Origin of the sequence: Xanthomonas sp. LF06-19 (genome assembly GCF_034105425.1) — a bacterium.
Classification (GTDB): domain Bacteria; phylum Pseudomonadota; class Gammaproteobacteria; order Xanthomonadales; family Xanthomonadaceae; genus Xanthomonas_A; species Xanthomonas_A sontii.
In genome coordinates, this window is the sequence record NZ_JAXGGH010000001.1 from 113,040 (window position 1) to 125,364 (window position 12,325).

The window sequence follows — 12,325 nt, forward strand, 5'->3', positions numbered from 1 at the left end:
CGCACATGACGCAGCCGCTATGGTCGATGCCAGCCGCCTAGCGCGGCGATCTCCCCTTTCCCGACCAGGTACTGCATGGAACCCGTCATTCATCCGTTCGCCGACCTCTTCGCCCAACTTGGCCTGCCCAACAGCGAAGGCGAGATTCGCCAGTTCATCGCCCAGCATGCGCCGCTGCCCGATGACATGCGCCTGGAAGAAGCCCCGTTCTGGACACCCGCGCAGGCGCAACTGCTGCGCGAGGAGCGCCTGGAAGACGCCGACTGGGCGATCGTGGTCGATCAGCTCAACATCGCGCTGCACGCGCAGCCCAAGCCTTGACCCGACCGCGCCGGCTGAGCATCAACGCAGCTGGCTATCCTTGCTGCCGCGGCGGTTGTAGCCGCTGTGCTCGTGCTGCGCGCGGTCCTGCGCGTCCTGGCAGGCCACGCACAGGCGCACACCCGGCACGGCCTTGCGCCGCGCCTCCGGAATCGGCGCGTCGCAGTCCTCGCAGTGGCTCAGCCCCGGCCCCTGCGGAAGTTGGCTGCGCGCCCGCTTGATCGCATCCTCGACGGTCGCATCGATCTGGTCCTGCACCGCGCCGTCGCCTGCCCACCCAGTGGCCATGGTCGTCTCCGCACTGTTGCCTTGCCTGGATGATGCGGCCGGCACCGGCGAATGCAATGCACGCCGGCTTCACCTCGCCGAGACGTTCATGCAGCGCCGCCCGGCGTCCCGCCTCACCAGATCAGATCGTCCGGCACCTTGAACTGGCTGTAGTACGGATCGTCCTCGCCGCTGGCCGGCGTTGCCGCCAGCGCATCGAACACGATGGTCGCCGGATCGCGCGCGACGATCTTCTCCACGACGGCGCGCGGCACCGGCACATAGCCGGCATCCAGCCGCGCGATCGCCACGCTGCCGGCGATCAGCTGCGCGCGCAAGGCCGCATCCACCCGCAGCCGCTGGATCTTGCCGGCATCGGTGAAGTGGTAGTCGATCTCGCCGTCGGCCTTGAACTTATGGGTCTCGACCAGTTGCCGCGCCTGCGCGCGCTGCTCCTGCGCACGCGCCTGCGCATTGCGCTCGGCGGACAGCGCACGATCGCGCTCCACCCGCTCCTGCCGCAACCGCTCGCTCTCCAGCTGCTCGGCACTGGGCGGCGGCGGGGTCTTGCCCTGGCGCGCCTTGGCCTGCTCGCGCGCGACCTGCGCCACCTGGCTCTTCTTCACCAGGCCGGCCTTGAGCAGTTGCTCCTGCAGGGGATTGCGCATCGGAAGCGTCCACGGACTCGGATTCGGGAGGCGCATGATACCCGCAGCGCCGGTGCCCGCCCGCGAAGGCCGCACACGGCGGATGCCCCGCCGCGCGCGGCAGGCTAAGGTGGCGGGATGGACACCCTGCGCTACCTCGTCGGCTACCCACCCCAGGTCCTGGACCAGGTGCGCGAACTGATCGCGCGCCAGCGCCTGGGCGACTGGCTGCGCCGCCGCTACCCCGAGGCCAACGCGGTGCGCACCGATCGCCAGTTGTACGACTACACGCAGGCGCTGAAGGACCGTTGCATGCGCAGCGCCGAGCCGCTGCACAAGGTGATCTACGACAACCGCCTGCAGGCGGTGAAGCATGCGCTGGGCACCCACACCACGGTGTCGCGGGTGCAGGGCGGCAAGCTCAAGGCCAGCCGCGAGATCCGCATCGCTGGCGTGTTCCGCGACGCGCCGGCGGCGTTCCTGCCGATGATCGTGGCCCACGAACTGGCGCACCTGAAGGAAAGCGCGCACAACAAGGCCTTCTACCAGCTGTGCGCACACATGACGCCGGACTACCATCAGTTGGAGTTCGACCTGCGTCTGTACCTGACCCAGTTGGAACTGGGCGAGCACTGAGGCGCAGCTGCGTGGCAGCGTCCCCGCGACGCCCGTACACTGCGCCCCCGACCGATCGCGTACTGCCGATGCCCAGCCCCGTCCGTCTCGACAAGCATCTCGCCGCCCTGCTGCCGTGTTCGCGCGGCGAGGCGCAGCAGTACATCGAGGGCGGCTGGGTCAGCGTGGACGGGGTGGTGGTCGAGGAACCGCAGACGCCGATCACCACCCAGCAGGTGACGCTGGCGCCCGACGCGCAACTCGGCCCGGCGCAGGCGGTCACGCTGCTGCTGCACAAACCGGCCGGGATGCGCGCCGAGGATGCGATGGCATTGGCGACGCCCGGCAACCGCAGCGCGCTGGATGCCAGCGACATGCGTGTGCTCAAGCGCCATTTCCTGCGCCTGAGTCTGCCGCTGCCATTGGAGACCGAGGCCAGCGGATTGCTGGTGCTGAGCCAGGACCGCCGCGTACTGCGGCGGCTGAGCGAGGACGCGGCCACGCTGGAGCAGGAGTTCGTGGTGGAGGTGAGCGGCACGTTGCAGCCCTACGGCCTGCATCGGCTCGCGCACGGCCTGCGCCATGGCCAGCGCACGCTGCCGCCGTGCAAGGTCAGCTGGCAGAGCGAACAGCGCCTGCGCTTCGCGATCAAGCACGTGCAGCCGGGCCAGTTGCACGACATGTGCGCGCAGGTCGGGCTGGAAGTGACCGGCCTGCGCCGCCTGCGCATCGGCCGCATTCCGCTGGGCAAGCTGGCGCCGGGCGAGTGGCGCTATCTGCCGGAGGGTGAGCGGTTCTGAGGGGCGGTGGGCGCTGTGGCGATGATCATTGTTTCCGGCGGTCGTACCCTCACCCCAACCCCTCTCCCGGGGGGAGAGGGGCTAGGAGCGCGCGTGGCTCAGGGCTTTGCCAGCGCGCGCTGGATGGCCCGCTCGGCCAGCGGCGCCATCACCGCATAGCCGGCGTTGTTGGGGTGCACGCCGTCGATGGCCACGGTCTTGTCCATGCCGCCGTCGCGGTTGCTCAGCTTACTGTAGTAGTCCAGATACACCGCGTCGTGCTGCTGCGCGTACTGCTGCATCCAGGCATTGAGCGCACGCACCTTCTGCGCCGGCTGCAGGCCCGGGCGCCACGGATAGTCGGTCACCGGCAGCACCGAGGCCAGCACCACCTTGATGTGGTGGGCCTGCGCCAGTTCGGTCATCGAGCGCAAGTTGTCCTCGATCATCTCCAGGGTGGACAGGCCGGTGTTGCCGGCCAGGTCATTGGTGCCGGCCAGGATCACCACCACCGCCGGCTTCAGGTCGATCACGTCCTGGCGGAAGCGCACCAGCATCTGCGCGGTGGTCTGCCCGGAAATGCCGCGATTGACGTAGGCGGACTTGCCGGGGAAGAACGTGGTGCCTTCGCGACGGCCCCAGGCGTCGGTGATGGAGTCGCCGTAGAACACCACGCGCGGCGCGTCCGCGGCCGGCGCCGGCAGCGCGGCATTGTCGGCGCGATAGCGCTGCAGTTGCGCCCAATCGAGCAGGCGCTGCTGCATCGCCTTCACTTCGTCGGGCTTGAGCGTGTCCGGCGCCCGCGTGTACAGCGCATCGACCTTGCCCTCCAGCGCCGCGGTGGACACGGGCGTTGCCGCCTGCACGGCGCCTGCGGCCGTGGCGCACAGCGCGATGGCGAGGGACAACAGCGAGGGGCATTTCATCGAGGCATTCCTTGTGCGGACAACGGTGATCGCACAGTGTAACCAACCGCTCGCACCGCCCATGCGGCGTCGCCGCAGCGCACTGCGGCACGTCCGACTGCACCGCAATTCAGCCCGCGCTCACGCGGCGAATCCGGCACACGGGATCGATGGCGCATATCGCCACGCGCCACGCGGACGCAATCTGCCGCGCCGTGTCGATGCGCGACAACACGCGGCCGCGACGGCCATCGCAGCCTGCGACGACATGCGTCACGCGCGTGCCGGCACGATGACAACGCGATGCCGCCACCATCGTTTTTCGCTATCGCAGCAACCTTTTGCAAAGGCCCTAACTTTTTCGTAAGTACATGACACGCAAGGATTTTCACTTCTAGGATGGCCGCGGACGTGACGGGGGGATCCTCACTCCCAAGCCCGAAGGACATCCATGAAAACGCGTGATGCACACCAGAACCACTCCCGCCTGCGGCTGGCGTTGATTCCCGGCTTGATGTTCAGCGCAATGGCGATGGCGCAGTCCGCAGGCACCGCAGCGGCGACGACCAACACCAGCGCCGCCAGCGCACAATGGCGCAGCACGTTCTCCGGCGGCACGCCGTTCGCCACGCACAGCCTCTGGGACAGCGCCGGCGGCGGCTTCCTCAACACCCGCTTCGCGCCCGGCGAATGGCAGATCACTCCGTTCAACGCCGCGCGCCTGAAGACCGCGTGGACCTTCACCACCCAGGGCGACGTCTCGGCCACGCCGACCGTGCAGGGCACGGCGCTGTACGTGCCGGACTGGGGCGGCCAGCTGTATCGCATCGACACCGACCTGGGCAAGGCGGTGTGGCAGGTGAAGCTGGCCGACTACACCGGCATCGCCGGTTCGCTGTCGCGCAACAGCCCGGCGATCGCGCGCGACAGCGTGCTGGTCGGCGACCAGGCCAGCGGCACGGTGCTGGCGATCGACAAGGCCACCGGCAAGCTGCTGTGGAAGACCCTGGTCGAATCCAACCCGCAGGCGCGCATCACCGCCTCGCCGGTGATCTACGGCGACCGCGTCTACGTCGGCGTGTCCTCCGGCGACTGGGGCGGCCTGAGCGCCGGCTACAAGTATTCCTTCCGCGGCAGCGTCGCCGCGCTGGACCTGAAGACCGGCAAGTTGCTGTGGAGCTTCCGCACCACGCCGGAGGGCTACACCGGTGCCTCGGTGTGGGGCACGCTGGCGATCGATCCGCTGCGCCAGCGCGTCTACGCCACCACCGGCAACAACTACTCGGTGCCGACCGAGGTGGCCAGCTGCGTCAAGAACGCCAACGGCGACAAGACCGCGCAACTGGCGTGCATGGCGCCGGACAACTACGTCGACTCGGTGCTGGCGCTGGACATGCGCAGCGGCAAGCCGGTGTGGACGCGCCGCCTGCAGGGTGCCGACGCCTGGTCGCTGTCGTGCCTGGTCGCGCCGACCAATGGCCTGTGCCAGGACCCGCAGGGACCGGACTACGATTTCAGCGGCGGCGGCGCCAACCTGTTCACGGCGATCCGCAACGGCAAGCCGCAGGCGCTGGTCGGTGCCGGCCAGAAGAGCGGCGTGTACTGGGCCTTCGACGCCGACACCGGGCAGACCGTGTGGTCGACCCAGGTCGGCCCGGGCGGCACCGCCGGCGGCATCGAGTGGGGCTCGTCGGTGGATCCGTTCTCCGGTCGCGTGTACGTGGCCATCAACAACAACGAGCACACGCCGTACACGCTGGCGCCTGGCAACACCGAGACCTGGAACGCCGGCTCGTGGGCCGCGCTGGATGCGGCCAGCGGCAAGATCCTCTGGCAGGTCAAGGTGCCGGGTACCGATCCGGTGCAGACCGCGTTCGGCGCCGGCGGCCGCGGCCCGCTGGCGTCGTCGCCGGGCCTGGTCTACGCGGGCTCGATGTCCGGCGCGATGACCGTGCTCGATGCCAAGACCGGCGCCACGCTGTGGAGCTTCGATGCCGGCGGCTCGGTGTCCAGCGCACCGGCGATCGTCGATGGTGCGGTGTACTGGGGTGCGGGCTACAGCCGCTTCAACTTCGGCACCGGCGTCAACAAGCTGTACAAGTTCGTGCCGTCGAACCGGCGCCGCTGAGCGCAGCTCAGGACCGCCTCTTCGGTTGTAATGCCTCTCCTGCGAATGCCTCTCCTGCGCAAGCGGGAGAGGCTGTTGCACGACGATCGAGCGCATCGCATCGCGAAGCGCAAGGCGCCAGGTGAGATCACGTGGCGCACGTACGCTTGGACAGCGCGCGCTGCGACGAGAGCTGACACGAGGCAACGCCAGGCCCATGAAGATCCGGGGGCTCCGCTTCCCGCGAAGCCCGCCGACGATCAGCTGCCCGCTCAGTTGAACGTGTAGTCCAGGGTCAGGAACATTTCCCGGCCGTTGTACTCGCTCGCGGTCTGCCCGGTGGTGACGAACTCGAAGCCGCCGGCGTAATACGGAATCGCACCGACTTTGTCGAAGATGTTCGACACGGTGAGCTTCGCATGCAGGTCCGGCGTGACCTGCAGGCCGACCGAGCCGTTCCAGGTGATCCAGGCCGGCGCGTGGCCCCGGTAGGTCGTATCCGGCACGGCGACCTGGTTGCCGTCCTGGGTGACCTGGCAGACGCCGGTGGAGATCGTGTTGCCGCCATTGGACACCGTGACCATGCCGGGCTGGATGCCGTTGGGCAGCACGTCGCAGCCGGCGTAGTTGGGGGCGCGCATGCGGCCGTTGCGCACGCCGGAGATCGACACGTTCCAGCGGCCCTTGGTCCAGTCGGCGATCCAGGTCATGCGGCTGGCCACGTTCTGATAGCGGGTGTTCTGCAACGGATCCGACGCCAGCACGCGCTGCTTGTACGACAGGTTGTTGGTGTAGTTGATGCCGGCGCGGAAGTCGCCGTAGCCGTCGGTGTGGAACTTGTAGTCCAGCGTCGCATCGACGCCGGCCACGTACAGCGAGGCTTCGTTGATCGGGCCCGATTGCACCGAGACGATCTGGCCGTTGGCGTCGCGCTTCACCATCTGGGTGACCATCTGGCAATACTCCGATCCGGCCACGTGCGCCGTGTACGGCGACAGGCCCGACGTCCCGTTCGGCTTCAGCCCGGTCAGGCAGCCGGCTTCGTCGGCCAGCACGGTGTCCTGGCCGAGGTACTGGATGGCGTTGTCCACGCCCATGTTCCAGTAGTCCGCCGACACCGACAGCCCCTGCACGCCCGGCACCTGCCAGACGAAGCCGTAGGTCCAAGAGTGGCCGGTCTGCGGCAGCAGCAGGCGGCTGCCGTTGGTGTAGAGCGTGTAGTACTGCGACCCGGGACGCTGCACGCTGTTGCACCAGGTGTTGTTGTTCTGCCCGGCCTTGATCGCGTTCACGCACTGCAGCGGGTCGGCGTAGAAGCCCACTGGCGAGGTCGAACCGGTCAGGTAGATGGCCTGCATGTCCGGCGCCTTGAAGTTGGTGCCGTAGCTGCCGCGCAGCAGCAGACCGTCGTACGGGCGCCATTCCAGGCCCGAGCCCCAGGTACGAGCGATGTCGGCACGGCTGGCGTCGTTGTACTTGTCCAGGCGGCCGGACAGCGTCCAGGTCACCGACTCCAGCACCGGCACGCGGAACTCCGTGCCCAGCGAGAAACGCTGCCGGGTACCGGCACCGGTGAGGTAGGCGCCGAACGGGTTCTGGAACGTGGACGGATCGGCCGCACGCGGGTCGGGCGACAGCTTGAAGCCGTTGTGTGCGGCTTCGAGCACCGCGGCCCAGCCCACCGACCGGTCGGCCCAGGGCAGCTTGAACAGGTCGCCGTTGACGCGCAGTTGCGCCTGGTCGAGCCAGGACGACGCGGTGTTCACGCCGGTCACCGCGAACTGGTCGTACTGCTGCGGGGTGATCGGGTTCCAGAACTGCTGCCAGTTGAAGGCGTAGATCGGCAGGCCGTCGGCGGTGGTGCCCTGCTGCTGGCCGAGGAAGAAGTTGTTGGTGGCCTGCGCGTTGTAGCCGGTGAACTCCTCGCGGACGATGTACTTCTGCGTGTTGAGGTTGAGGTCCCAGTTGAAACGGCCGTCGAACACGGTGCCGCGCAGGCCGGCCTGCAGGTTCCAGTTGCGCTCGCGATCGTAGGTGTTGGCGCTGACGCCGATCTCTTTCTGAGTCAGCTGGCGGATCACCTGGTTGACCGTCTGCCCGGTGGTCTGGTCGTAGAACGGGCCGGCGCTGAACACGTTGAGCTGCGTGTTGGAGATGCCCACGGTCTGGTACAGCGCGGCCGAGCCGTAGAACTGCAGACCGTTCTGGAAGTCGTACTCGCCCGCCAGATAGCCGCTGTTGCTGATGCTGCCCGGGGTCAGCACCCAGTTCTGGAACAGCGCCGGCTGCGCGCAGTAGAAGCCGTTGTCGGTGACGCCGGTGACCTGGGTGCCGTTGGTGGTCACCGAGTGCGACTGGGTCAGGCGCGAGTTGGTGAACTTGTCGCAGGTGCCGGCGGGCGGCGTGATGTAGCGGCCGTTGGCGTCGGTGGCCGACAGCGCGATCGCGCCGGCGGCATCGTACTGGTAGCCGAACATGCGCGAGGCCGGACCCCAGGCGCCGTAGCCCGCGTCGGCCACGGAATCCTGGTAGGACCTGTCCATGCCCCACAGCGCGCTGCGGTTGGAGTGCTCCAAATTGTAGGTCACGTGCCAGTTGTCGCCCGCGCGGCCACCGACGTAGTTGATGTCGCCGTATCGGCGGCCGCCACGCGTCGCGCCGCCCGCAGTGACCTGCAACTGGTTGCCCTGGTAGTTCTTCTTCAGGATCACGTTCACCACGCCGGCGACCGCGTCCGAGCCGTAGATCGACGACGCGCCGGAGGCCAGCACTTCGACGTGATCGATCATCCCGGTGGGGAGGTTGTTGAAGTTCTGGAAGTTGCTCTGCTTGTTGAGCGGCTGCGGGTAGTCGACCACGCGATGGCCGTCGATCATCAGCAGGCTGAACCCGGGGCCGAGCCCGCGCAGGTTCACCGAGCGCGCATTGACCGAACTGGAGCCCCAGGAGGCCGGGTCGGACACCTGCTGGCCCACCTGCGGCAGCGAGTCGAGGAATTCCCACAGCGTGGTGTAGCCCTGCTTCTTGATCTCTTCGCCGGTGATGGTGACCACCGGCGCAGGGCCTTCGACCTCCACGCGCGGGATCAGCGATCCGGTGACCGTCACCGCCTTGAGTTCGACCGGCTTGTCGGCCTTGCCGGCGCCATTGGGCGGGGCCGCGTCATCGGGCGCGGATTGCGCCATGACAGAGGGCGCCCACAGGGCGAGCGCAACGGAACTGGCGATGAGTCCACGCCGGAAAGCGGTTCTGTTCACTGGTCTCCCCCCACAGGAGCGATCGATGTTGGAGATGTGCCGAGCCCGCCCTAGCCCCCTGGCCTCGCGCGGGCCGTCCGCAAGGCGGTGCATACAAGAACGCAAAGTTCATATATGCGACGCCAGCGTTATAGGCCGAATTTGAATCGATGCAAGCTGCGTCGCAGCACGCCAGATGCCGATTCAAGTGATTGAATCTACTGAAATTTGTCGGAAAGATTGCAGAAAGGTGGCAACCGGTCAGGACCGTGCTCGGCGGGAGCGTCCGCGCCTTGCTTCATGCGGTTCGGCGGGGCGGCCTGAGCCGCTGGTGAGCGTGTGCGGGGGGACTGGCCGACGTCCGTGTCGACGTGTCGATCAGGCCGCTCCAGATAGCGCTACCCATCCTGCCCTTCCCAATCGACAGGCTCGTATCCGCATTGCAGCGCGCAGGCAACGGCACCGCTGCGGCATCGCAGCGCCGTGCGCTTCTTTCGCGCCATCACACGCAATGTGAGCAGCTGTCTACGAAACCGGCCCTCCGAGCGTGACGCCTGACACGCAACCGCCCTGGCGTCGTCCGTAGCCTCGGCAGGCACCTCGAACTCGGGTGCAATGGCATCCGGTCCCCTGCCGGATGGTCTCGTCCCTCTTCGCAGAAGGAAGATCGATGAATCGCAAGCATGCGTTGTACCTGGCGTTGCTCGCCGGCATTGCCGGCATGTCCCCCGCCGCCATGGCTGCCACTCCCCCAGCAGCCGAAATGGATTCCGCCCCGGTCGAAGCCCGCCCGGATGCAGCCGCGCTCGGTGGCGCGGAACTGCGCAGCCTTCCCCCGGGCAGCGCGCACGCCCCCCGCCTGATCGAACTGGCCGCGCCCGACAGCAGCAAGGCCGCGGCGATGAAGCAGGCACGCGGGCAACAGGTCAAGCACGGCCAGCCGCTGCAGATCGGCTTTTCCCGCGACGTCGCCAAGCCCGACATCAACCTGCGTCGCCTGCGCTGGCAGACGCTGCCCAACGGCGCCCAGGTCACCAGTTTCGAAATCGCCTCGACCAACGCGCAGGCGCTGCGCGCAGCGCTGCAGCTCAGCGGCAGCGGCGCCCAGCCCGGCGATCCGCGCAAGGCGACGCTGCGCTTCGCCGGCGACGACGGCCGCGTGTTCCAGCAGAGCGGCGCCGAGTTCGCCGGCAGCCAGCCCGGCTGGTCGGCGGTGATCGCCGGCGCGCGCATGGTGGTGGAGATCGAACTGCCGGCCGGCCAGTACCCGCAAGGCTTCGCGCTGAAGATCCCGCAGCTCTCGCACCTGGACATCAGCCCGGTGGCCAGCGAGACGATGATGCGGCCGATGATCGGCGAGAGCGATTCGTGCGAGCGTGACATCGTCTGCCGCGCCAATCCGACCTCCGGCTTCACCTCGGCGGCCAAGTCGGTGGCGCGCATGACCTTCACCAGCGGCGGCAGCACCTACCTGTGCACCGGCACCCTGCTCAACAACAGCAATTCGCCGAAGAAAGCGATGTTCTGGAGCGCGGCGCACTGCATCAGCACCCAGACCGTGGCCAATACGTTGCAGACCTACTGGTTCTACGACGCCACCACCTGCGGCGGCTCCACGGTCAATTCCAACTACACCACCCTCGGCGGCGGCGCCTACCTGCGCTATACCAACACCACCCGCGACACCACGCTGCTCGAGCTCAAGAGCGCTCCGCCGAGCGGCGCGTTCTACGCGGGCTGGAGCAGTTCGGCGATCGGCTCGACCGGCACCGCGATCGAGGGCATCCACCACCCGGCCGGCGACGTCAAGAAGTACTCGCTGGGCAAGGTCACCGCGCTGTCCAGCTCCATCGACGGCAAGTCGCCGCTGTATCGCGTGCAGTGGAGCACCGGCGTCACCGAAGGCGGCTCGTCCGGCTCCGGCCTGTTCACCGTCAACAGCAGCGGCGCCTACCAATTGCGCGGCGGCCTGTATGGCGGCACCTCGTACTGCAGCGCACCGAGCGATCCCGACTACTACTCGCGCTTCGCCGACGTGTATTCGTCGATCCAGCAGTATCTGAGCCCGTAAGCCAAGGTCCGGGAGGGCCGTACTCCCGCACCTGCGCCTAGGACAGGCCGTCCCGATGACGGCCTGTCCGTTTCGCACGCCGAAGCCGCGCAGCGGCTACACTCAGGGCATTCCCCTGACGGCAGACATGCATTGGCCAAGCCCAACTACTCCTTCGAAAAGCGGCAGCGCGAGCTGGCCAAGAAGAAACAGCAGGAAGAAAAAGAAGCGCGCAAGCGCGAAGCGCGTGCCGCAGCGGCCAAGCCCGCCTCCGACGACGACGCTGCAACGCACGAAGCGGATACCGCCAGCGACGCCTAGGCCTTCAATGGCACGGCAGGCGCCTGCCGACCACCACAGGGCCTCGCTCTACGGACCTGTCGCGCCACGCACCTGCATCGACGCGACATGCCCGGCCTGGTGCCTAACTGACCTTCTTGGCCAGCATGGTGCCCAGCACGAACAGCACCAGGGCGATGGCGATGCCGGCCCAGAACAGGAACTTGGCGACGCCGATCGCCGCGCCCGCCACGCCGCTGAAGCCGAGCGCGCCGGCGATGAGTCCGATGATGGCGATGATGATGGCCCACTTGATCATGATGCGGTCTTCCCGAAAACGAGGACAGGCGCACGCCGTCATCGCGTGCGCTGGCGTCGGCAGATGGCCGACGCTGGTTCGGGAGACTAGACAGCGCGGCATGCGCATGCGGTGAAACGCAGATGCACGCGCCGTGCACGGCGCGGCGTCGCATCAGGCGGTGCCGGTCTGCGCAGGCGCCGACGCATCGGCCGGCAGGCTCGCCGGGAACCATTCCGCGCGGCGCAGCCAGCCGGCCAGGAACTCGGCATCGGCCGGACGCTCCGCCACCAGGCGCTGGTAGTAGACGATGCGCTGCTGCCGGTACTGCGCGTACACCTGTGCCGTGTCCGCACTGGCAAGCGCCGCCAGGGTCGCCGGCCCCATCTCGCCATCGACCGCCAAGCCGGTCGCGCCCAGTTGCTGCAGGACGCGCTGCAGCAGCGAGATCGCGACATCGCCGGCATTGACGTAGAAATCGAACACGAGCTCGGCCACCGTCTGCGAGGCGATCTGATCGGCGCCGATCCTGTCCCAGTAGTCGTGCTGGTAGATCGTCGCGGCCTGCTGCACAGTCAATGCGCGCAGGTTCTGCAGCGTCGGCGCTTGGCCCAGCAGCGCTTGCGCGCAGCGCTGGAAGGTGGCCAGGGTGATGCCGTGGTTGGTGGCGCCGCCCGGATCGTTCGGATCATCGACGAAGCCGCCCTCGAACCGCAGCAGCTGTGGGAGATACAGGTCGAACGATGCCATGGCGACGTCCTCGCGATCGATGGGCGGTCAGCGTGGCACCCGCGGCGGCACCATGCAGTGACCGCGGGCAC

At 67.9% G+C, this 12,325-nt stretch carries 12 protein-coding genes; 6 read left to right on the forward strand and 6 right to left on the reverse strand.

Annotated features, from left to right (window positions below):
- The first annotated feature begins 75 nt into the window (after window positions 1-75).
- Window positions 76-321: a DUF2789 domain-containing protein gene (locus SLW55_RS00500; RefSeq protein WP_043092701.1), complete on the forward strand. Its 246-nt coding sequence runs from the start codon at window positions 76-78 to the stop codon at window positions 319-321.
- A 21-nt stretch (window positions 322-342) separates the two neighbouring features.
- Here the strand turns inward: SLW55_RS00500 and SLW55_RS00505 are convergent, their stop codons facing one another.
- Together SLW55_RS00505 and SLW55_RS00510 are read right to left on the reverse strand one after the other, a co-directional pair.
- Window positions 343-609, reverse strand: coding sequence for a DksA/TraR family C4-type zinc finger protein (locus SLW55_RS00505; protein ID WP_010342319.1), 267 nt, complete (start codon window positions 607-609; stop codon window positions 343-345).
- 113 nt (window positions 610-722) lie between these two features.
- Complete coding sequence (locus SLW55_RS00510) at window positions 723-1,256, reverse strand: DUF2058 domain-containing protein (RefSeq protein ID WP_267105318.1); 534 nt, start codon at window positions 1,254-1,256, stop codon at window positions 723-725.
- Between the two features lie 117 nt (window positions 1,257-1,373).
- Here SLW55_RS00510 and SLW55_RS00515 point away from each other — a divergent pair, with 117 nt between their 5' ends.
- Together SLW55_RS00515 and SLW55_RS00520 are read left to right on the forward strand one after the other, a co-directional pair.
- Window positions 1,374-1,871, forward strand: coding sequence for a YgjP-like metallopeptidase domain-containing protein (locus SLW55_RS00515; RefSeq protein WP_267093740.1), 498 nt, complete (start codon window positions 1,374-1,376; stop codon window positions 1,869-1,871).
- A 68-nt stretch (window positions 1,872-1,939) separates the two neighbouring features.
- The gene (locus SLW55_RS00520) at window positions 1,940-2,650 is read left to right on the forward strand and encodes an rRNA pseudouridine synthase (protein WP_267085115.1); all 711 of its coding nucleotides are present in this window, start codon (window positions 1,940-1,942) and stop codon (window positions 2,648-2,650) included.
- Window positions 2,651-2,748: 98 nt separating this feature from the next.
- Here the strand turns inward: SLW55_RS00520 and SLW55_RS00525 are convergent, their stop codons facing one another.
- On the reverse strand, window positions 2,749-3,555 hold the full coding sequence (locus SLW55_RS00525; protein ID WP_267101131.1) for an SGNH/GDSL hydrolase family protein: 807 nt from the start codon (window positions 3,553-3,555) through the stop codon (window positions 2,749-2,751).
- Between the two features lie 505 nt (window positions 3,556-4,060).
- Between SLW55_RS00525 and SLW55_RS00530 the strand changes: the two genes are divergently transcribed.
- A complete protein-coding gene (locus SLW55_RS00530) occupies window positions 4,061-5,662 on the forward strand; it encodes a PQQ-binding-like beta-propeller repeat protein (protein WP_295909054.1) in 1,602 nt (533 codons plus the stop codon).
- A 251-nt stretch (window positions 5,663-5,913) separates the two neighbouring features.
- Here the strand turns inward: SLW55_RS00530 and SLW55_RS00535 are convergent, their stop codons facing one another.
- The gene (locus SLW55_RS00535) at window positions 5,914-8,826 is read right to left on the reverse strand and encodes a TonB-dependent receptor (RefSeq protein WP_320744296.1); all 2,913 of its coding nucleotides are present in this window, start codon (window positions 8,824-8,826) and stop codon (window positions 5,914-5,916) included.
- 721 nt (window positions 8,827-9,547) lie between these two features.
- On the opposite strand from SLW55_RS00535, the gene SLW55_RS00540 reads away from it, so the two are divergent.
- Window positions 9,548-10,948 carry an endoproteinase ArgC gene (locus SLW55_RS00540; protein ID WP_026143237.1) on the forward strand — a complete coding sequence of 467 codons (1,401 nt, stop codon included), beginning with the start codon at window positions 9,548-9,550 and terminating at the stop codon, window positions 10,946-10,948.
- Window positions 10,949-11,080: 132 nt separating this feature from the next.
- Window positions 11,081-11,248, forward strand: coding sequence for a hypothetical protein (locus SLW55_RS00545; protein ID WP_017908223.1), 168 nt, complete (start codon window positions 11,081-11,083; stop codon window positions 11,246-11,248).
- Window positions 11,249-11,351: 103 nt separating this feature from the next.
- Here SLW55_RS00545 and SLW55_RS00550 read toward each other — a convergent pair whose 3' ends face one another.
- Both SLW55_RS00550 and SLW55_RS00555 read right to left on the reverse strand, forming a co-directional pair.
- Window positions 11,352-11,525: a DUF1328 family protein gene (locus SLW55_RS00550; RefSeq protein WP_017908222.1), complete on the reverse strand. Its 174-nt coding sequence runs from the start codon at window positions 11,523-11,525 to the stop codon at window positions 11,352-11,354.
- A 153-nt stretch (window positions 11,526-11,678) separates the two neighbouring features.
- Window positions 11,679-12,254, reverse strand: a complete 576-nt coding sequence (locus SLW55_RS00555) for an N-acetylmuramidase (RefSeq protein WP_267102528.1) — start codon at window positions 12,252-12,254, stop codon at window positions 11,679-11,681.
- Window positions 12,255-12,325 lie beyond the last annotated feature (71 nt).

What these genes read in the sequence shown, in the direction of transcription:
- SLW55_RS00500 (WP_043092701.1), top strand. Translation starts at nt 76, where the DNA reads ATGGAACCCGTCATTCATCCGTTCGCCGACCTCTTCGCCCAACTTGGC.
- SLW55_RS00505 (WP_010342319.1), bottom strand. Translation starts at nt 609, where the DNA reads ATGGCCACTGGGTGGGCAGGCGACGGCGCGGTGCAGGACCAGATCGAT.
- SLW55_RS00510 (WP_267105318.1), bottom strand. Translation starts at nt 1,256, where the DNA reads ATGCGCAATCCCCTGCAGGAGCAACTGCTCAAGGCCGGCCTGGTGAAG.
- SLW55_RS00515 (WP_267093740.1), top strand. Translation starts at nt 1,374, where the DNA reads ATGGACACCCTGCGCTACCTCGTCGGCTACCCACCCCAGGTCCTGGAC.
- SLW55_RS00520 (WP_267085115.1), top strand. Translation starts at nt 1,940, where the DNA reads ATGCCCAGCCCCGTCCGTCTCGACAAGCATCTCGCCGCCCTGCTGCCG.
- SLW55_RS00525 (WP_267101131.1), bottom strand. Translation starts at nt 3,555, where the DNA reads ATGAAATGCCCCTCGCTGTTGTCCCTCGCCATCGCGCTGTGCGCCACG.
- SLW55_RS00530 (WP_295909054.1), top strand. Translation starts at nt 4,061, where the DNA reads ATGGCGATGGCGCAGTCCGCAGGCACCGCAGCGGCGACGACCAACACC.
- SLW55_RS00535 (WP_320744296.1), bottom strand. Translation starts at nt 8,826, where the DNA reads ATGGCGCAATCCGCGCCCGATGACGCGGCCCCGCCCAATGGCGCCGGC.
- SLW55_RS00540 (WP_026143237.1), top strand. Translation starts at nt 9,548, where the DNA reads ATGAATCGCAAGCATGCGTTGTACCTGGCGTTGCTCGCCGGCATTGCC.
- SLW55_RS00550 (WP_017908222.1), bottom strand. Translation starts at nt 11,525, where the DNA reads ATGATCAAGTGGGCCATCATCATCGCCATCATCGGACTCATCGCCGGC.
- SLW55_RS00555 (WP_267102528.1), bottom strand. Translation starts at nt 12,254, where the DNA reads ATGGCATCGTTCGACCTGTATCTCCCACAGCTGCTGCGGTTCGAGGGC.